20 protein-coding genes and 1 other RNA gene are annotated in these 20,321 nt (G+C 42.7%); 2 read left to right on the top strand and 19 right to left on the bottom strand.

Annotated elements, in window-relative coordinates:
• Positions 1–8: 8 nt before the first annotated feature.
• From tig to A0739_RS05595, 18 genes are all read right to left on the bottom strand, one after another.
• On the bottom strand, positions 9–1,292 hold the full coding sequence (gene tig, locus A0739_RS05680) for a trigger factor (protein WP_061587356.1): 1,284 nt from the start codon (positions 1,290–1,292) through the stop codon (positions 9–11).
• Between the two features lie 90 nt (positions 1,293–1,382).
• Entirely contained in the window at positions 1,383–2,039 is a 657-nt protein-coding gene (locus A0739_RS05675) for a DNA alkylation repair protein (protein ID WP_061587355.1), read from the bottom strand.
• Positions 2,040–2,672, bottom strand: a complete 633-nt coding sequence (locus tag A0739_RS05670; protein ID WP_061587354.1) for a response regulator transcription factor — start codon at positions 2,670–2,672, stop codon at positions 2,040–2,042.
• 10 nt (positions 2,673–2,682) lie between these two features.
• Positions 2,683–3,681: an envelope stress sensor histidine kinase LiaS gene (locus A0739_RS05665; protein ID WP_061587353.1), complete on the bottom strand. Its 999-nt coding sequence runs from the start codon at positions 3,679–3,681 to the stop codon at positions 2,683–2,685.
• Positions 3,678–4,376 (bottom strand): cell wall-active antibiotics response protein LiaF, encoded by a 699-nt coding sequence (gene liaF / locus A0739_RS05660; RefSeq protein WP_061587352.1) that lies wholly within the window; start codon positions 4,374–4,376, stop codon positions 3,678–3,680. Before liaF ends, A0739_RS05665 begins: the two co-directional genes overlap by 4 nt.
• A 166-nt stretch (positions 4,377–4,542) precedes the next feature.
• Positions 4,543–5,544 carry a type 2 isopentenyl-diphosphate Delta-isomerase gene (gene fni / locus A0739_RS05655; RefSeq protein ID WP_061587351.1) on the bottom strand — a complete coding sequence of 334 codons (1,002 nt, stop codon included), beginning with the start codon at positions 5,542–5,544 and terminating at the stop codon, positions 4,543–4,545.
• Positions 5,528–6,535, bottom strand: coding sequence for a phosphomevalonate kinase (locus A0739_RS05650; protein WP_061587350.1), 1,008 nt, complete (start codon positions 6,533–6,535; stop codon positions 5,528–5,530). Before A0739_RS05650 ends, fni begins: the two co-directional genes overlap by 17 nt.
• Positions 6,522–7,475, bottom strand: a complete 954-nt coding sequence (gene mvaD / locus A0739_RS05645; RefSeq protein ID WP_061587349.1) for a diphosphomevalonate decarboxylase — start codon at positions 7,473–7,475, stop codon at positions 6,522–6,524. Before mvaD ends, A0739_RS05650 begins: the two co-directional genes overlap by 14 nt.
• Positions 7,457–8,335, bottom strand: coding sequence for a mevalonate kinase (gene mvk / locus A0739_RS05640; RefSeq protein ID WP_061587348.1), 879 nt, complete (start codon positions 8,333–8,335; stop codon positions 7,457–7,459). The genes mvaD and mvk overlap by 19 nt, the downstream gene beginning before the upstream one ends.
• A gap of 117 nt (positions 8,336–8,452) precedes the next feature.
• Positions 8,453–9,472, bottom strand: a complete 1,020-nt coding sequence (gene cbpC, locus A0739_RS05635; protein WP_061587347.1) for a choline-binding protein CbpC — start codon at positions 9,470–9,472, stop codon at positions 8,453–8,455.
• Between the two features lie 17 nt (positions 9,473–9,489).
• Entirely contained in the window at positions 9,490–10,500 is a 1,011-nt protein-coding gene (gene cbpJ, locus A0739_RS05630) for a choline-binding protein CbpJ (RefSeq protein WP_061587346.1), read from the bottom strand.
• A gap of 99 nt (positions 10,501–10,599) precedes the next feature.
• A complete protein-coding gene (locus tag A0739_RS05625; protein WP_061587345.1) occupies positions 10,600–11,289 on the bottom strand; it encodes a response regulator transcription factor in 690 nt (229 codons plus the stop codon).
• Positions 11,290–11,300: 11 nt separating this feature from the next.
• A complete protein-coding gene (gene gndA, locus A0739_RS05620; protein ID WP_061587344.1) occupies positions 11,301–12,725 on the bottom strand; it encodes an NADP-dependent phosphogluconate dehydrogenase in 1,425 nt (474 codons plus the stop codon).
• Positions 12,726–12,800: 75 nt separating this feature from the next.
• Positions 12,801–14,246, bottom strand: coding sequence for a cell division site-positioning protein MapZ (mapZ, locus tag A0739_RS05615; protein ID WP_061587343.1), 1,446 nt, complete (start codon positions 14,244–14,246; stop codon positions 12,801–12,803).
• Positions 14,247–14,258: 12 nt separating this feature from the next.
• A complete protein-coding gene (locus tag A0739_RS05610) occupies positions 14,259–15,416 on the bottom strand; it encodes a THUMP domain-containing class I SAM-dependent RNA methyltransferase (RefSeq protein ID WP_061587342.1) in 1,158 nt (385 codons plus the stop codon).
• An 83-nt stretch (positions 15,417–15,499) separates the two neighbouring features.
• An RNA gene (gene rnpB / locus A0739_RS05605) (RNase P RNA component class B) lies at positions 15,500–15,881 on the bottom strand.
• Positions 15,882–15,901: 20 nt separating this feature from the next.
• Positions 15,902–16,231, bottom strand: coding sequence for a cell division regulator GpsB (gpsB, locus tag A0739_RS05600; RefSeq protein WP_000146523.1), 330 nt, complete (start codon positions 16,229–16,231; stop codon positions 15,902–15,904).
• A gap of 69 nt (positions 16,232–16,300) precedes the next feature.
• The gene (locus A0739_RS05595; RefSeq protein WP_061587341.1) at positions 16,301–16,828 is read right to left on the bottom strand and encodes an SLOG family protein; all 528 of its coding nucleotides are present in this window, start codon (positions 16,826–16,828) and stop codon (positions 16,301–16,303) included.
• Positions 16,829–16,894: 66 nt separating this feature from the next.
• Between A0739_RS05595 and recU the strand changes: the two genes are divergently transcribed.
• Complete coding sequence (gene recU, locus A0739_RS05590) at positions 16,895–17,491, top strand: Holliday junction resolvase RecU (RefSeq protein ID WP_061587340.1); 597 nt, start codon at positions 16,895–16,897, stop codon at positions 17,489–17,491.
• A complete protein-coding gene (gene pbp1a, locus A0739_RS05585) occupies positions 17,488–19,656 on the top strand; it encodes a penicillin-binding protein PBP1A (protein ID WP_061587339.1) in 2,169 nt (722 codons plus the stop codon). Before recU ends, pbp1a begins: the two co-directional genes overlap by 4 nt.
• 167 nt (positions 19,657–19,823) lie before the next feature.
• Here pbp1a and A0739_RS05580 read toward each other — a convergent pair.
• The coding region (locus A0739_RS05580; protein ID WP_155718970.1) for an SIALI-17 repeat-containing surface protein at positions 19,824–20,321 on the bottom strand (498 nt) is incomplete at its 5' end.

Raw genomic sequence — 20,321 nt, 5'->3', positions numbered from 1 at the left:
TTTTAAAATTATTTTACTGTTGCTGTGCTTGTAATCAATTCAACAGCTTTTTTGATAGTGATATCGTGTTTCAACATGTCAGCTGAAAGCAAGTTTTGAACTTGGGCCACTTCCATGTTGTAGTCTGCTGCCAATTGCTCAATTTCTTTTTGGATTTCTTCTTCTGAAGCGTCAAATCCTTCAGCTTTGGCAACTGCTTCGATAACAAGGTTAGTCTTCGTACGTGACTCAGCTTCTGCTTCGTATTGTTTGTGAAGGTCTTCTTGAGTAGTTCCTGTGATTTGGAAGTACATGTCAGGGTTGATCCCTTGACGTTGCAAGTTTCCAAGGAATTCATTTACTGAACGGTGAACTTCTTCGTGGATCATTTCTTCTGGAAGTTCTACGATTTCAGCGTTTTCTACAGCTTTATCGATTGCTGCACCTTCAACGGCATCTTTGTAAGCTTCTTCTTTCGCAACAGTCAATTCTTTGCGGTATTTTTCTTTCAATTCGTCAAGAGTTTCCACTTCTTCGTCGATATCTTTTGCAAGTTCATCATCAAGAGCTGGAACTTCTTTAGCTTTTACTTCGTGGATAGTTGTTACGAATTTAGCTTCTTTACCTGCAAGGTCTTCTGCTTGGTAGTCTTCTGGGAATGTTACAACAACATCAACAGTTTCGCCAGCTGAGTGTCCTACCAATTGGTCTTCAAAACCTGGGATAAATTGACCTGTTCCAAGTCCAAGTGAGAAGTTTTCACCTTTTCCACCGTCAAATTCAACACCGTCGATAGAACCAACGAAGTCGATGACAACAGTGTCGCCATTTTCAGCAGCGCCTTCTTTGATAACCAATTCAGCCAAGTTGTTGCGTTCGCGTTCGATACGTTCTTCAACGTCAGCGTCTGTCACTTCTTTTTCTACATCTACTGATACTTCAAGGTTTTTGTAGTCGCCCAATTTTACTTCAGGTTTTATCACGACTTCAGCTGTGATAACCCAGTCTTGACCTTTTTCCATTGAAGTCACATCGATTTTTGGTTGCGCAACAACTTCAAGACCAGCTTCTTTTACTGCAGCTTCATAAGCGTTTGGCAAAAGAGCGTTCATTGCATCTTGATAAAGAGCTTCTTCACCAAATTTTTGGTCGAAGATAGGGCGTGGAAGGTGACCTTTACGGAAACCAGGAACGTTAAGAGTTTTCTTTACTGAGTTAAATACACGGTCCAATTCTGGTTTGATTTGGTCTTGAGAGATTGTGAAAGTCAAGACACCACGGTTTGTTTCTTTGTTTTCAAATGATACAGACATTCTGTCATTTCTCCTTAAAATTTTTAATACAGTCCATTATACCATATAATAGCGACTTTTTTCAAGTAATGAATGCGCTTTTCAATAGTGCTAGAGGTACTTGCTCGCTTCCTTGATACTAAGTTCAGCCATTCTTTTCTTATTTTTTTCAATAAAACGTGCTACCCATTCAGGATTGGTTTTAGAGTAGTCTCTTAGAGCCCAGCCGATGGCTTTGTTGATAAAAAATTCTGTCTGGTCCAGATTGTTGACCAGGATCTTTTCCATCAGTTGGACATTTGTTTTTTCTTTCCTTAACAACTGGTGGTCAATAGCGACTCGCCTCAACCAGATATTGTCTGAGAGGCTCCATTTTAAAAGCACTTCTTCAAGTTCCGGATGGTTAGCCACCAAACTTCCTACTACTCGATCTAGGATATCTACCGTATCCCACCAGGACTTGGTCACGACCAGACGCTCAAGCTTAGGCAAATCATCCTTCGTTAGATAAGACTGCATGGCTTTCAAATAGTTGGCAACCACATATTGGTATTCTCTAGGCTCCTTTTCCCAGCAAGTGTCTACAAAATCCCAATCGATAATTCTTGTTTTTTTCGCGCTTGGAAAATACTTTTTATAGAGGGCGTTTCTTTCAGGACCTGCAATACCTAGAAAGGGAAATTGATGGCGCATATAGGCTTCCATAGGGCCTGCTTTATCAGGGTCTTTTCCCGCTCCTAGCTCCACAAGTAAATCTGCAAGACTCATCTAAAAGTCCTCCTGCCCGACCAAGTGGTGCTGAAAGGCATAGACCGCAGCCTGGGTGCGATCACTGACCTCAAGTTTGGCTAGGATGTTGGACACATGGGTCTTGACTGTCTTGAGAGAGATGAAGAGTTCATCTGCAATGCGCTGATTTTCGTAGCCCTTGGCGATGAGTTGAAGTACGTCTCGCTCACGCGCAGTCAGCTCCTCATGAAGTTCCATATGATTGCGGTGGTATTCGACCTTCTTGCTGACCTCTTGTTCAATAGCAAGCTCTCCAGCAGCCACCTTACGAACAGCATGGAGCAATTCATCTGCACTTGAAGTCTTAAGCATATAGCCTTTGGCACCCGCATTCAAGACCGGCATAATTTTTTCATTGTCCAAGTAAGAAGTTACAATCAAAATCTTGGCTTCAGGCCATTCTTTGAGGATGGCTAAGGTCGCGTCAATCCCATTCATCTCAGGCATGACGATATCCATGACAATGACATCTGGACGCAGTTTCAAGGCCAAGTCAATACCTTGAGCCCCATTGGCAGCCTCGCCCACAACTTCCACATCGTCTTGGAGATCAAAATAGCTTTTCAAGCCCAATCGAACCATTTCATGGTCATCTACCAGTAAAAGTTTCATCTCTACTCCTTTATGATTCCTTATCTAGCAGGGGAATACGGATATCAACCGCCAGTCCTTGCTTTGGAGCTGTCAAAAGTTGAACCGTTCCTGCCATATCTTCGACCCGCTCCTTGATATTTCGCAGTCCATAACTCAAGTCGTCTAAACTCCCTAACTGGAAACCAATCCCATTATCCACCACCTTCAGCTGCACTTCAACATCTGTCTGATAAAGGTAGACATCTAGACAAGATGCCTGAGCATGTCGGAGGGTATTGCTGATCAACTCCTGCAAAATACGGAAGATATGTTCTTCAATCTTCTTGGGCAATTTAGACACATTTTGCTTGAGGCTTACCTTGAGATCACTCTTGTCCTCAAGCTCTTTTAAGAGGATTTGAATCCCCTCAATCAAACTCTTCTCTTCCAACTCAACAGGTCGCAAATGTAGGAGCAAGACCCGCAAATCTTTCTGGGCTGTTTCAAGGATAGCTGCAACACTTTGCAACTGGGTCTGCATCTTTTCTCTATCCAGCTTCAAAGCCTGCTGACTGACACCTGATAAAATCATATGGGCCGCAAACAACTCCTGACTAACCGTATCGTGCAAGTCACGTGCTATCCGCTTCCGTTCTTTCTCGATGATTGCTTCTTCCTTGACCAGGCTTTGATTTTCAACCTTTTGAACAGCCTCAGTCAAGAGGTTGAGCTTGCCAGACAAGGACTTGAAGCTGGCATCCAAGTCTGGATCTGAAAAGGAAACTACCTCTTTTCCTGCTAGTAGTCGCTTGAGATTGACCTGCATTTTTCTGCGAGAAATTTCTTCCATCACGCGCCAAAAAAAGACAAAAAAGAAGGTCATGGAGAGGCTAAATACAAGTACCAAAAAGACTAACTTTTCCATTTTTTCGATATCTTTTAGCAAATAGGACCAATCAAGATTTAAAATATCAAGCAGACTATTGGCCAAAAAGAGGATAAAGAGGAAAGAAGTCAGGCCGATTAACAGATAAGATTTCTTTTTCATCCTCTGACCACCTCCACATCGCCAACCATAGTAGTTAGGAAAATCTTGACGCTCTTGTTACTCTTGAGATAGTCTCTGGTTTCCTGATGATAGTGTTCATTGCGAAGGGCTCGCTTGGGTTGATTGAGGAAAGTTAGATCTCCATAAAGACAGTTAACACTGAGGCTGATTTCCACATCTACGGGTACGATAATTCTAGTCGTTCCCACCATCTTTCTAAGGATAATGACATTGTCATGATTGGTTAGAATAACTCTTTCCAAATGAATGTTGTCCTTGCCCATGAGGCGAAAGAGGTTGATATCGTCAAATTGGCAGGTCTGGTGACTAGAGAAATGATGGAGATTGCCAAACCAAGGATTGTGTTCATTTTTAACCGTTACCACCTCTTCAAAGACCAAATCCGTCTCCTCTCTTTCTTGATTCATCATTGGATAAAGAAGAAAGAGACTATAGATAACTGCCACAAAGATAGCTAAAATCACAAAGGGATTGAGCATGACGATGAAAAAGAAAAGAATGGTTGCCACAAGGAGGAAAACATTATTGCCTTCTTTACCTGTATAATAACGAAGCAAAAGCAAAAAGAGGAATAGAATCAGCAAAAAACGCGAAAAATGCTCTGATACCATCAAAATCAGAGCTCCCGTCAATAAACAGGATTCGATAAATAAAAAGATTTGAAATTTTTTCATAGCTGCATCCTCTCTTTTCTATTTTATCACAATTCAAAAAAGTCACCTCGGTCTGAGGATGGAAAAAGGCGATGAGACAGAAATCGCTCCTACAAGCTAGCTTCTTTCAGCCCACCACAGTTGACAAAAGGCTACAAAAAAGGGCGGGATTCTTGTCCCGACCTCTTTAGATCTGATCTCTAGATTCTTTTAGTTTATCATAAAGAATATAGTCTACGTTTTGCAGATCCGCTATGGTGGCACAATTAAGGGCACACATGATCAAACGCAGATCTTCTTTCCAGCCTTGGACAATGCTAATCACTTCCTCGACCGAGTGGGTTTCAACCAATTCCAGAACGGTACGTGACAGTCCCACAGCCTTGGCTCCAAAGACCAGGCACTTAATCATATCAAGAGGATTTCGAACCCCTCCGCTAACCAAAAGTTCGACCTTGTCTTTCCAGTCTTGAGCATTGAGGAGGGCTTGCATAGTAGACTGACCCCATTGATTGAGATAATCACGCTGACCACTGCGACGGTTTTCGATATAGGCAAAGCTGGTACCACCACGACCTGACAGGTCAACCGTTCGAACGCCCAGTTCATAAGCTCTCTCGATGGTCTTCACATCCATTCCAAAGCCCACTTCCTTTAGGACAATAGGAACGGGGATTTGCTTGCTGTAGTCTGCCAGATGCGATTGCCAGCTTCTGAACTTCCTTTCTCCCTCAGGCATGAGTAATTCCTGCATAACATTGACATGCACTTGCAAAAGAAGAGGATTCATCGCTTGCACAGTCTGAAGTCCTAACTCAACAGGCTTATCCAAGCCAATATTGGTTCCAAGGAGGAGCTTTGGATGTCTAGATTTGACAGAAAAAGAGTCATCTGTTGGATCTTTGAGGGCTGCACTATAAGAGCCCGTTACAAACAAAATTCCACATGCTTCTGCCACCTGAGCTAGTTTTCGATTGATTTCTCTCCCCTTATCGCTTCCACCCGTCATGGCATTGATATAAAAAGGAAAGTACCACTTTCGACCTGCAAACTCTGTAGACAAATCAATCTCATCCAGGTCATAAAGAGGCAGGGAAGAATGAATCAACTCTACCTCATCAAAGCTATTATAGGAACTTTTCTGCTCAAGGGCATAGCGGATATGCTCATCCTTACGATTTGTCGTCATGTCCTATCCTTTCTTGGTATAAGAGCTCAATCTCCAGATTGGCCCAGCGATTTTTTAAGGTTTCAGTTGATTGCTCATCAAAACTCAAGGCAATCCCACAGTCACCACCACCAGCGCCACTACTCTTGGCAACAGCCTGCAAATCTTGACTGGCTTCTTTCAACTGTCTCAACGAAGGTGTGTAAATATCTGGGCTCAAACCTTCTAAAAGCTGACTGGCTGTTTCCAGCTGCTCAATAATTTTTTCTGCATTCCCATGCTCCAGGGCTTCTACCAAAGCAGATACCGTTGCTTTTGAGGAACTTAAAAAATTCTGGTCTATGTTTTGTTTGATTTGCTGAACCATTTGACTTGATACGGCCACTTCCTTGGTCCATCCCACTAGGAAATCACATTCTAGGGTTGGTTTCACTTGTGAGATGGAAAAGCCCCAGTCACGCTCTAAAACTGTTGCCAAGCTTTCTTCTTGCAACCAAGCAGCTACCTTCTTTCGTTCAAAAGATTGGTAGAGAACCAAATCCTCTGCCACAATACAGGCAAGGTCTCCCATAGAACCATTGTCTCCTCGCTTGAGTAAGACCGCGCTAGCCAGCTTGAACAAGAGATCCTGATCAACCGTAATATCATATAGAGCCAGCAGAGCCTTAATCACCAAGACAACGACGCTACCACTAGAACCTAGACCAAACTTTTTGCCTTCCCGTTCCATTTTTCCACGAATTTCCAAAGAAAAAGGTCTCAAGGTTTGCCCACGATAAACGAGGAAATCTCCCACTAAAGCAATCGTTTCTTGAATCAAGCTGTAGTCAGGATTTGGCGTCAAGTCCACTGCGAAATCAAACAGATCTGAGTAAATACGATAGTTCTCAGAAAACGCAATCTCAGCCTTCATATAGATGGGGATGGCCTTTATCAAGGCTAACTGTCCTGGCTCTAAAATAGCATACTCACCCGCCCAATAGAGTTTTCCGCACGTTTTAACAGCAATCATCTTGGCTCAAATCCTTTGTTTTTGACACAATCAAGCGATAACATTGACCAAAGATTTCAGATAGATGATCCAAATCTTTCTCCTGACAGAGGACCTTGACATTGGGACCGGCATCCATGGTAAAGTAGCAGGCCTCTCCTTGCTCGCGAAGTTGGCGGACAAAGTCCATGGCTTCATAGGAAGCATCCGTTAGATAAGAAAAGGCTGGACTAGCAGTCTTGGTCGTAGCGTGCATGGCTAGGGCATTTTTCTCCGTTAATTCCCCAACTTTGGTAAAGTCATTTTCCTTGAGATAAAGCAGCATATCCTGATAGTCCTTCTCAGATTGACGCACCCAGTCATCAAAGGTCGTCGAAGTTTCCACACAGAGTTTCATCCCATCACGGCTAGAAATTGGTTTTTTCTTGTCCTCTAGCACCAACATGATCATAGCTAGTCTCAAGTCTGTCTCTACAGGGTAGATTTCCCCACTATCCTTGTCCCAAGCTCCTAGCGGCCCATAAAAACTGCGTGAGGACGACCCTGAGGCAAACTTAGCCTCCTGAGCCAACTGACTTCTATCCAATCCTAGCTGGAAATACGCATTACAAGCCTTGACCAAGGCGGACAAACCACTAGAACTAGAGGACAAGCCAGCCGCAGTCGGCATGTTGTTTTGGGTATCAATACGGACAAAGCCCTCATCTTCTGGGCGGTAACGGTCAATGATTTTGCTCATTTTAGCATGCTCCGCCTCATTTTGGAGTTGACCATTGATATAAAAGGCATCAGCTGTCGCATGGGCTGGTAGAGGCGACAAGGTCGTCTCTGTGTACATATTTTCCAAAGTCAGAGAGATACTGCTAGTAGCAGGAACCATCTCTTTTTCTTTCCTCTTTCCCCAGTATTTGATAATGGCAATATTTGCGTAGGAACGTACTGTTACAGGCTTTCGATCCATGTCTGAACAGCTCCTTTCTCTTCTAATCGTTTTGCTAGTTCTTGCGCTTGGTCCAGATTGGCTACCAAGGCGATAATACAGCCTCCTAGCCCACCACCACTCATCTTGGCGCCTAGAGCTCCGTAGCTCAGAGCTGTTTCAACGAGGGAGTCTGCCTCAGGGCTACTAACACCAATTTCTTTTAAATGTAAATGCGCTGGACTGAGAATTTGTCCCAATCCTTCAGCATCTTTTTGTCTAATTGCATCTTCTGCTTGCTGGGTCAATTCTCCCAAGGCATGCAAAAACGGTAGGGCATCCTTCCCCTTGCTTTGAACCACTTGGATGGCTTCACGAGTGTGACCATACACACCCGTATCTGCAATCACCAAATAGGCAGATAGATCCATCTCAAGCTCTGTAAATCCTACGTTCTTGATAAAGCGAATAGGTTGGTCACTGAGACAGGTCTTGGCATCCAAACCACTTGGATTCATATGGGCAATCATCTCAGCCCTATTGACCAAGATTTCTAGCACATCGTGAGGCAGGTCGGCTTGATAGTAGTCAAAAACCGCACGAATGGCCGCTATGCTGATAGCCGCTGACGAACCCATTCCCCGTTTTTCAGGGATAGCCGAGTCAATCACACAGCGAATGCAGGCCTCTTTAATCTCTAAATATTCTAACGAGGCATACACCGCCATGGACAAGGTATCCTCATCATAAAGACGCCACGGACTTTCAGCAGGGACCACCTTACAGGTCACCTTCACCTCTAAGAGAGGCAGGGAAATGGCAGGATAGCCGTAGACTACCGCATGCTCTCCTATTAAAATAATCTTACTATGTGCCTGACCGACACCAACTTTTTTTGTCATGTTTTCCTTTAACCAGACGGAAAGACCGTCTCATTTCATACAGTAGTATTTTCTCCTATCTATTTTATTATATTTTCACAAAAAAAGCGATTGTTTCCTTCACAATCGCCTCTTTCATTATTGAACCCATTCGCCATTATAGTCGACAGAATAGCCTTCTACAGTCGTATTCACTGCTAAGGCACCTGAACTATAAGCGTAGTACCATTTGCCATTAACCTGGAACCAGCCTGTCTTCATATCGCCATTACTTGCGTTTAGATAATACCAAGTCGAGCCTTCCTGATACCAGCCAGTCGCCATAGATCCTGATGAACGGAGGTAGTACCACTTGTTCCCAAGGTATTGCCAGCCCGTTTTCATATCACCATTTTCAGCATCTAAATAGTACCAAGTTGAGCCTTCCTGATACCAACCAGTTGCCATGGCTCCTGATGAACGGAGATAGTACCATTTATTACCAAGATGTTGCCAACCTGTTTGCATGATGCCAGTTGTTGGATCTAAGTAGTACCACGGAGCAGGTTTGCTTCTATCAATACCAAAAGTAACATGGAAATCTTGAGTCCAACCCTTAGCAACTTCACCAATTGGTAGTGGATTGTAAGAATCATCGCCAGAAATTCCTAGCTTATTTAAATAATACCAATTACCGTCTTCATAAGTCCAACCTGTCTTTACAGCATAGTTATTATCAAAATAATAAGTTCTCTTTTCAGGAGATGGAGGATATTGTTCACCATATACTTTTCCTGTATTTTCAGACGTTTTTGCCTCTAGTACTTGTTTATCTGTTTGTTCTAGCAAAGCACCATCTGAGCTAAAATAATACCATTTTTGTTGGAGTCCGATTTCATTAACTGGTTGGTTATCTAATAAATTATCACGATAACCTGTTCCAGGAATTTCTAAGTATTGCCATCCAACTACCATTTCTCCTTTATCACCAAAATAGTAAGTTTTACCGTCTATTTTATGCCAATAGATTGCTTTATGATCATCTTTTACATAATATTTTCTATTATCCTTATCAACAAATTGGCCACCTGTTGTATCCGCAAATACAGTATTAGTAGCTAGCAAACCAAAGAAAAATGTTGCTAGTGCGACTTGCATCATTTTTTTCAAAAACTTCATTTGTATCTCCTCCAACATTAAATCCACTCACCAGATGAAGCAAAGTTATAAACTTTACCATCGATAGTTTGGCTACCTGTAACCATTGCTCCAGAGGAATTGAGATAATACCAGTTTCCATTTACTTTTGTCCAACCTGTCTTCATATCTCCATTACTTGCATTTAGGTAGTACCAAGTTGAACCATCTTTCACCCAACCAGTTGCCATGGCTCCTGATGAACGGAGATAGTACCACTTGTTACCAAGATATTGCCAGCCTGTTTTCATATCGCCATTTTCAGCATCTAAATAGTACCAAGTTGAGCCTTCCTGATACCAGCCAGTTGTCATAGCTCCTGATGAACGGAGGTAGTACCACTTATTGCCAATTTGCTTCCAACCAGTTTGCATGATACCAGTTTCTGGATCTAGATAGTACCAAGCTGAACCATCGTTTATCCAACCTGCACGTCTTTCACCACCAATATAGTTTTCTCCATTAATTTCCGTTTTAGCTAGATAATACCAATTAGACTGGTCATAAAGCCAACCTGTCTTTAAAGAATGATTTTGATTAAAGTAATAGTTCGTGTAAAAACTCTTCTCTTCTTTATCTTCCGGATTTGTACGTTTTTCACCATACTTTCTTCCAACACTGTCTTTAGTTTTAATTTCTAATGCTTTCCAACCAACAAACTCTTGTAGCACTCCATTTTTGTCAAAGTAGTACCACTCTGACTTTGGAAAACCTTCTAATCTGATACCATTTGGGTAAGGACCAATTGTACTACCTTTAGATGGAAACGGTATATATTGCCAGCCGACAACCATCTCTCCAGATAAAGAATCAAAGTAATAGTACTTCCCATCAATCACTCGCCAGTAGGTTTCTTTGAGGTCCCCCTTTTTATAGTAGGTTCTACCATTTTCTTGGACAAATTGCCAGCCTTCTGAATCAGTATCATCCGCAAAGACGGTGCTTGTCGCTAGCAAAGCAAAGAAAAAGACTGCGAGTCCAACTTGCATCATTATTTTAAATTTCTTCATTAGATCTTTCCTCCATAACTGATTGTAGCAAAGACTTTATTGTATGTCAATATATAGAAATTTCTCAAAAAAAACAGTTACAAAACTGCAACTGCTTTTCTATTCTTGCATGGTGTAACCAACACCACGCACGGTTTTAATGTAGCTTTTTTGACCTTTTACATCAAGCTTGCTACGTAGATAACGGATATAAACATCCACGATATTGGTTTCTGTCGCACTTTCGTACTTCCAAACACTTTCCAACAACTGCTCACGAGTCAAGACCTTCTTGCTTCCCATGAGAGTGGCCAAAAGGTCATACTCACGGCGCGTCAGAGCAATCATCTCCTCGCCACGATAAACGGTATGATGTTCTACATCCATACGCAAATTGCGGTAAGACGTTGGGACCTTCATCTGACTACAGTGTTGGTCAATGAAGTCCCGACCTCGGAAAATCGCTGAAATACGAGCCACCAGCTGATCAATAATCACTGGCTTATAGATGTAAGAAACGGCGAAGCGCTGGATTGTCTCAATCTGGTCTTGCAATTCTTCGCGATGGTCCAAGACCATGATCACTGAGGCAGGTTTTGTCCGACTCAGCCTCTCTGCAAAATCCTGGGCAGTCATATCCCCCAGACGAGCATTCAGTAAAATCAAGTCATAATCTGTCTGGAGAGCCATGGAGAGGGCTTTTTGTCCCTCCTCGATCAGATCAACACGGTATTGCTCTTTTTGGAGTTCCAGACTGAGAAAATGAGCGAGATTTCGTTCTTTCTCAAGTAATAAAATCCGTTTCCCCATGGCAGACCTACTTATTTTTCGTCATACCAAGAGTAGTGGAATGTTCCTTCTTTGTCTTTACGTTGGTATGTGTGGGCACCAAAGTAGTCACGTTGCGCTTGGATCAAGTTAGCTGGAAGGTCAGCTGAACGGTAGCTATCAAAGTAAGTAATAGCTGCAGAGAAGGTTGGTACTGGTACACCAGCTTGAACAGCAAGAGCTACGATATCACGCACTGCTTGTTGGTACTTAGCAGTAACATCCAAGAAGTACTCATCCAAGAGAAGGTTAGCAAGATCAGCATCGCGGTTGTAGGCATCTGTGATCTTTTGCAAGAAACGAGAACGGATGATACAGCCATCACGCCAGATAGATGCGATGTCCGCAAATGGCAAGTTCCAGTTGTTTTCTTTAGAAGCCACACGCAATTGGGCGAAACCTTGTGCGTATGAGATGATTTTTGAGAAGTAAAGGGCCTGACGGATCTTTTCAATCAACTCAGCCTTGTCTCCTTCAAATTTGAAAGTAGCTGGTTTTGGAAGAACCTTGCTAGCATGTACACGCTCTTCTTTGTATGTAGAGATGTAACGGGCAAATACTGACTCCGTAATCAGTGACAATGGCACACCAAGGTCAAGTGCTGATTGGCTAGTCCATTTACCAGTTCCTTTGTTTCCTGCAGCATCCAGGATGTAGTCTACGATTGGTCCATCTTGACCTTCATCGTCTTTACGGCTCAAGATATCAGCTGTGATTTCGATCAAGTAGCTGTCCAACTCTCCCTTGTTCCACTCAGTAAAGATTTCAGCCATGTCTTCTGCAGAAAGACCAAGCAAGTGTTGCATCAAGTCATAGCTTTCTGCGATCAATTGCATGTCACCATACTCGATACCGTTGTGGACCATTTTCACATAGTGACCAGCTCCATCAGGGCCGATATAAGTCACACATGGTTTGCCATCTTCTGGTGCTTTAGCTGAGATTTCTTCGAGAACATCAGCAACCAATTCGTAGGCTTCTTTTTGTCCACCAGGCATGATAGAAGGCCCTTCAAGGGCACCTTTTTCACCACCAGAAACTCCAGTACCGATAAAGTTGATACCTGAGTTTGCTAGTTCTTCATTACGACGGATAGTATCTTTGTAGAAAGTGTTTCCTCCATCGATCAAGATATCACCCTTGTCAAGGTGGGGAAGAAGAGCTTGGATAGTTGCGTCTGTACCAGGTCCAGCTTGAACCATCAGCATGATACGACGAGGTTTTTCGATTGAGTTTACAAAGCTTTCCACGTCATAGCTTGGCACAAAGTTCTTTTCAGGATGGCAAGCAATTACGTCTTCTGTTTTTTCTTTACTACGGTTGTAAATGGCAACTGTATAACCACGAGATTCGATATTTAGGGCAAGGTTACGACCCATTACGGCCATACCTACGACACCAAAGTTAGCTTTTGTCATGTGACACTCCTCTTGTTTAATATGTTTTATTTTATCATTTTTACCTATGAAAGGAAAGAATTTTGTAACGGAGTCCTAGTAGTCCAAATCATCTGCGTGACCAGAACCATTCCCTACAAAGTAACCTGTCTTACAGTTGAGGGTGAAGAGATAGGTTCCATCTGGTTTATAGAGGTTGTAATAACCATTTCCGTTTACGATATTGACACGTTCTAGGATATATTGATTTCCAGTGATATAGCCACGAGCACGTGATGTTGCTAGAACTTGTTCCAATACACCATCCGCAAATGTCCAAGCAGGGTTGTTGCTATCATCTACAGCTGATTGGTTGTAGGGTACACGACTAGCACTTCTTTGAAGATTAACCCCATCGCCAGACAGACCACCATTCATGTCTCTAGCTGGTGCCGTGGTACTTGTAGAAGGTGTCGTAGTGCTTGAATTGCTTTCTGTAGCTGAACTTGAGCTAGCTTGACTCGTGCTAGAGCTTGAACTTGAGGTGGAAGCACTGGTTTGTTGGCTCTTACCAAGACTAATGGCCTTATCCAAGAGTTTGTCTAGTTCTGTGTTCCCTGTCTTGATTTCTGTAAATTTAGCGTCTGCTTTGGCTTTCGCATTGGTATTCAAGACTCCGTCCGTAATAGCTGGACTTTCAAAGAGGGCATTGACATCTTGAATGGCCTTGATTTGAGTTGCTAGGCTATCATATCTTGACTTAGCTAGTGTATAATCACGGCTACCTTCTAACTTATCTAGCAAGGTTTTCAATTGGCTCAATTTATCAAACTGGCTGTTTTTCAGAGCTGTCTTATTAGCATCCGTATAGAAAGTATCATAGAGATCATTGAAGTCTTTCAAAGCTGTTTGTGTCCCTTGATCATCCGAAGAGGCTGCTTGAGAAGACTGGATCTCTTGGTTTGAACGAGATACTTGACGGTAGACATAATATGTTCCAGCAAGCACAAGGATTGCAGCGACCACTGAAGCAATGATGATGACAGCTTTCTTCTTAGATCCTGTTTCAGGTTCTGTTTGAGTCGAACGTGATAGAGGTGTATAGGCCTCCTCTTCTTGTTCCTCATTTATTTGCTTGGGCTCTGTTTCTGTTAAAACGAGAGGCTCTATTTCAGCACTTTCTTCATCTTGAAGTGGTGGAACAAACTGAGTAGTCTCTTCATTTTCTATCTCTTCCATAGATTCCTCAGCAACCAGGTCTGAATCGTCTACCTGATCAGAAGGTTCACTTGATTCACGAACTTCTTGGATCATTTCCTCTAGGTTTTGAGTAGAAGCTAGCTCTTCTTTTTTAAACTGACGAGTTTCAAACTTGTCGGCTTCGATTTCTTCACGGTGCTGTTTGATGTATTTGTCTAAGATATTGTCCTCAGGCAATACTCCTGCTTCAACCTCTTCATTCTTACGAATGACTTGACCAACAGTCAAGTCTTTTGCTTCGTCAAAGTCGAATTGTGGTTCTTGATGTCCTTTTTTATGACGATCACGTCTTTTCTTACTCATGAGTTCACCTTTCTATTTTACCTCTTGGCGTTTGACACGCTGACCAAAGTATTGATACAAATCCACTTTTAAGGTCCCATTATAGAGTTTTCGCTTTTTATCAGCTGGACTTCCGTACTTGCTTTCAAAAGCTTCGTCACTCGTCAGGATAAACTTACTCCACGTTTTCAGTGGTGCAAAGACCTGTCCCATCTCAGCATAGAGCTTGGTAACTCCTGCATCATCAGACAAGCGTTCCCCATATGGTGGATTGGAAATGACAACGCCATTAATCTTGTCTGTGCGCAAGTCCTGCACCCGCATTTGCTTAAAGGTGATATCACCTGCAACGCCTGCTGCTTGAGCATTTGCCTTGGCAATTTCCACCATGCGAGCATCAATATCACAGCCCATAATGTCCAGCTCAAGTTCACGATCAATTTTCTTGGCCGCCTCTGTGCGAACTTCCTGGATTAACCGATTGCTGACCCAGTTCCATTCCTCAAAAGCAAAGGAACGGCGAAGGCCTGGTGCCATCTTTCTGGCGATCATAGCCGCCTCGATACAGAAAGTTCCTGAACCACAGGTCGGATCAATTAAGGGCTTGTCTGGATACCAGTTAGATAGTTGTAAAATGGCCGCTGCCATATTTTCCTTGATGGGCGCTCCACCCTTTTCCGTACGATAACCACGTTTAAAGAGACTGGAGCCTGTCGTGTCAATCATGATAGTTGCCACATCTTTCAGGATAGATACCTCAATCTTAAACTCGGGACCCGTTTCCATCAAGGGAACTCCTTCTGGACGGGCATAGTGTTTTTGTAATTTCTTTACAACAGCCTTCTTAGAAATAGCCTGAACACTGGGTTCGTTGTGGAGTTTAGACTTCACACATTTTGCCTTTGATATCGGGAAACGTGCTCCTAGCGGGAGATAGTTTTCCCAATCTAGAGCAAAAACACCTTGAAAAAGCTCTTCAAAGGTCTTAGCTGGAAAACTTCCGACTACAATCTTGATGCGATCCGCTGCACGAAGCCAAAGATTGGTCTCGATGATTGCCTTCACATCTCCTTGGAAGCGGACACGCCCATTTTCAACCTGGCAATCATAACCAAGGTCTCGCACCTCACGTCCAACGACAGCCTCAAGACCCGCCGCAACAGTTGCGATTAAATTAAATTGTTCTTTCATTTCTAGTCTTGCAAGACCTTTCTCTTGTTCACTTTAAAAAATGAGGTTGAGAAAGATTTCTCAGCCTCAACCTATATGCAATTTTCTATAAGCCATGTTTTGTTCCAGAAGTGACTAGGACCACTTCCTTCGATAATCATCTGTCTACCACTAACAGCATAAATCTGCTAGCAGTCAGAGTACTACGTTCGTTTCCGTGCACTCCATGCCCCGACCAAAATTTGGGTTGCTAGCTTGAGGGGTTTACCGCGTTCCACTCTCTCTGTTTCCAGAAAGACTCCGTCACTGTGGCACTTTCAAGCCTATTCTGACCTATCCGAAGACTTAGCCATTTCGACTGCCGTAACGATTTCTCGTCCCTAGGCTTATGGATTCGCCTAGCACAAACACTACAGGCATCACAGCCTGTGCTAGCATGGACTTTCCTCATGAAAAGAGAACCTCTTCACGCGATTATCCAAAAATTGCACTCATTCCTTAGTCAATTATAAATCTTGGTTGTCTAAGATTTGCTTACCAAATACTTCTTTTTCGAGACGATTTAAGCGTTTCAAAATATCAAAGTTTGTCATTGAAGTAGAAGCCGTTACTTCAATAGAGTCTGGTTGAGTTGGCGCTACCTGTGGTTTATGAGATAATTCTTCTTTCAAATCAGCAATCTCTTGACGAAGGGATTTGACCAAAGCTGCGTAGGTTTCATAATCCTTAATCACATCGTCTAGGAATTCATCTACCTCTGCTTTGCTGTATCCACGTACTTCACGTCCAAATTCTTGTTCAAAAATATCTTTCGCTGAAAATATAATACTTGCCATGTCTCTCTCCATTCTGGGTTACTAGTATTATTATATAAAAAAAGACAAGTAAAAATCAAGGTCAAAGGCTTACTTTTCAGAAAAATTTTCTACTATTTCATTCAAGTCCTCAAATGTTAATCTTCTTGTAACATAGTCCGCTTGATTTTTCATCATTTGGTAAAAATATCGTAACTTGGTTTCGTTTTCTTCGTCGTAAAAAAGATAACAAGTATCTGTATTTTCCAGCAAAAATTTCTGATAATCACGTAATTGTTCCTTGTGCTCATATTGTGGATAGGCGTATTTGACAAAATCAACCTGCTTGAACTCACTCAATTTCGCTTGATTTGCTTCATTCCAGTTACTGCCATGGGTTTCAAAATCAAAAATGGTCGCCAGTTGAAATCCATAGTCTGCTTTCATGTCTTTCGCCACCTGAAGCGCCCAGTACTCAAAGCCCAAAGTCCCTGTAAAGACAAGCCAAGTCACCCCATCCTCTGCTAGACGTTCCAGATCTCTCCGAATGGCTGTTTTGATAATATCAACGCGAATATCCTTGTCATTAAAGAGACCAAGGTCGAAGGCTGAATAGCCTAAAATCAAGGCTGATGTCATTTTTAACCCTTTCTTTGTAAATTTATGATATAATAGAGTGATGTTATTGTACCAATAAGGAGAATTATGGTCAACTATCCACATAAAATTTCATCTCAAAAGAGACAAGCACCCCTGTCACAAACTAAAAATTTCGCAAATCGGGGAATGTCTTTTGAAAAGATGATCAATGCTACGAACGACTACTATTTGTCGCATGGGTTAGCTGTTATTCACAAGAAACCAACTCCCGTCCAAATCGTACGTGTCGACTATCCCCAACGAAGTCGTGCCAAGATTGTTGAAGCCTACTTTAGACAAGCTTCTACTACTGATTATTCAGGGGTTTATGATGGATACTACATCGACTTTGAAGCAAAGGAAACCAGGCAAAAACATGCGATACCGATGAAGAATTTTCATCTCCATCAGATCCAGCATATGGAACAAGTCCTTGCCCAGCAAGGAATCTGCTTTGTACTCCTTCACTTTTCTTCTCAGCAAGAAACCTACTTATTACCGGCTATTGACCTCATCCGTTTCTATCATCAAGATAAGGGACAGAAGTCAATGCCACTTGGATATATTCGAGAAAATGGATATAGGATTGAGCCTGGGGCCTTTCCTCAAATTCCCTACCTCGACATTATCAAAGAACATTTACTAGGTGGTAAAACAAGATGAACAAACAAACTTTTCTGCGAATAGCTAAGTATGTCAGCATCAGTCTCTTAACTGTATTTATCGCAGCTGTAATGCTTGGTGGAGGTCTCTTCCTCTACTATGTTAGCAAGGCTCCAGAACTTTCTGAAAGTAAACTAGTTGCTACAACATCAAGTAAGATCTACGATAGCAATGACGAGCTTATCGCTGATCTTGGATCGGAACGTCGGGTCAATGCCCAAGCAAACGAAATACCGACCGATTTGGTCAATGCTATTGTTTCGATTGAGGACCATCGCTTCTTTAATCACCGAGGAATCGACACGATCCGTATCCTAGGTGCTACCCTCCGAAACCTTCGTGGTGGTGGAGGTCTGCAAGGAGCTTCAACCTTGACACAGCAGTTGATCAAGTTAACCTATTTCTCTACGTCAACTTCTGATCAGACTCTTTCTCGTAAAGCCCAGGAAGCTTGGTTAGCCGTTCAGCTAGAACAAAAAGCGACTAAACAAGAGATTTTGACCTACTACATCAACAAGGTTTACATGTCAAACGGTAATTACGGAATGCAGACTGCTGCCCAAAGTTACTATGGCAAGGATCTCAAAGATTTAAGCATTCCTCAATTAGCTCTCCTTGCTGGTATGCCTCAAGCTCCAAACCAGTATGATCCATACTCGCATCCAGAAGCCGCTCAAGAACGTCGTAATCTCGTCCTCTCTGAGATGAAGGGGCAAGGTTACATTTCAGCTGAGCAATATGAAAAAGCGATTAATACTCCGATTACAGATGGACTTCAAAGTCTAAAATCGGCTAATAGTTATCCTCCATACATGGACAACTATCTCAAAGAGGTAATCGATCAAGTCGAACAAGAAACAGGCTACAACCTCTTAACGACTGGTATGGACGTCTACACCAACGTTGATCCTAAAGTTCAACAACATCTCTGGGATATCTACAATACCGACGAGTATGTCAACTATCCAGATGATGAAATGCAAGTAGCATCAACAATCGTGGATGTGACAAACGGGAAAGTTATTGCTCAGTTAGGTTCTCGTCACCAATCAAGCAATGTTTCCTTCGGAATCAACCAAGCTGTGGAAACCAACCGTGACTGGGGTTCTACCATGAAGCCAATCACAGACTATGCTCCTGCCCTGGAGTATGACATCTACGAATCAACTGCTTCGATTGTACATGATGTTCCATACAACTATCCTGGAACAGATACCCCTGTTTACAACTGGGATAGAAGTTATTTTGGAAATATCACCATCCAATATGCGCTCCAACAATCACGGAACGTTACAGCCGTAGAAACCTTGAACAAAGTCGGTTTGGATAGAGCCAAGACCTTCCTGAATGGAATCGGTATTGACTATCCAGATATGCACTATGCCAACGCGATTTCAAGTAATACGACTGAGTCAAACAAAAAGTACGGAGCAAGTAGTGAGAAAATGGCTGCTGCTTACGCTGCTTTTGCTAACGGTGGTATCTACCATAAACCAATGTATATCAACAAAATCGTCTTTAGCGATGGTAGCTCAAAAGAATACGCTGATCCTGGTACTCGTGCCATGAAGGAGACGACCGCCTATATGATGACAGAAATGATGAAGACTGTCTTGGCATACGGAACTGGTCGTGGTGCTTATCTCCCTTGGCTACCTCAAGCTGGTAAGACTGGTACATCAAACTATACAGATGATGAAATTGAAAACTACATCAAAAATACTGGTTATGTAGCTCCAGACGAAATGTTTGTTGGTTATACTCGCAAATATTCAATGGCTGTGTGGACAGGTTACTCAAACCGCCTTACTCCTATCGTTGGTGATGGCTTCTATGTTGCTGCTAAGGTTTACCGTTCGATGATGACTTATCTGTCTGAGGATAACAACCCTGGCGACTGGACTATGCCAGAAGGCCTCTATCGAAGTGGTGAGTTCGTCTTTAAAAACGGTGCTCGTTCTGCATGGACTGCTCCTGCTCCGCAACAGACCCCAACACCAGAAAGTTCGAGCTCGACATCAGAAAGTTCAACTTCACAGTCAAGCTCAACTACTCCAAGCACGAATAATAGTGCAAACAATAATACCAATAACCAGCAACCAAATACAACGCCTGGTCAACAAAACCAGAACCAAAATCAGAATCCTCAACCAGCACAACCATAACATTTATCACCCGGATTTTTCTGGGTGATTTTTTCATAGCACTATTGCATTTATGTGCTTAACAAAAGCCTGAGAAGACATCTTCTCAGGCTTTTTCTGTACTATAAACCTCATTGGGAAAGATAGGAAACGGATTTCGTAATCTTGTTAAGAGGTTTTACTAAATACTAGTCTTTCTTTGTTTTTGCTACAAAGAGAGCAGATAGAGCTAGGCTAACTCCTGCTAGGAAGAGGGCTGTGTCAGATTGACTCTCACCTGTTGCTGGCAAGCTTTGTTCAGCTGTTTCTCGCTTCGTCACTTCTTGTTTTAGTTCCGGTGCCGGTGCCTTACCTTCATCTGAAGCAAGTGAGCTAAGTTTAAACTCAGGTTTCTCTACTGTTGGAGCAGCTTGATCACCTACTGTTGCTAGCGGGCCTGTGTATTCTGGCAATTCATGCACTAGAGCCATCACTGCATTGACACCACCCTTGAACTCAGGTTTCTCTACTGTTGGAGCCGCTTGGTCGCCTACTGTTGCTAATGCGCCTGTGTACTCTGGAAGCTCATGTACCAAGGCTTCAACTGCATTGACACCGCCCTTGAACTCAGGTTTCTCTACTGTTGGAGCCGCTTGGTCACCTACTGTCGCTAATGCGCCTGTGTACTCTGGAAGTTCATGTACTAG

This window comes from Streptococcus oralis (assembly GCF_001588645.1).
GTDB classification, from domain to species: domain Bacteria; phylum Bacillota; class Bacilli; order Lactobacillales; family Streptococcaceae; genus Streptococcus; species Streptococcus oralis_AB.
This window is presented reverse-complemented; position numbering and strand designations above follow the sequence as displayed.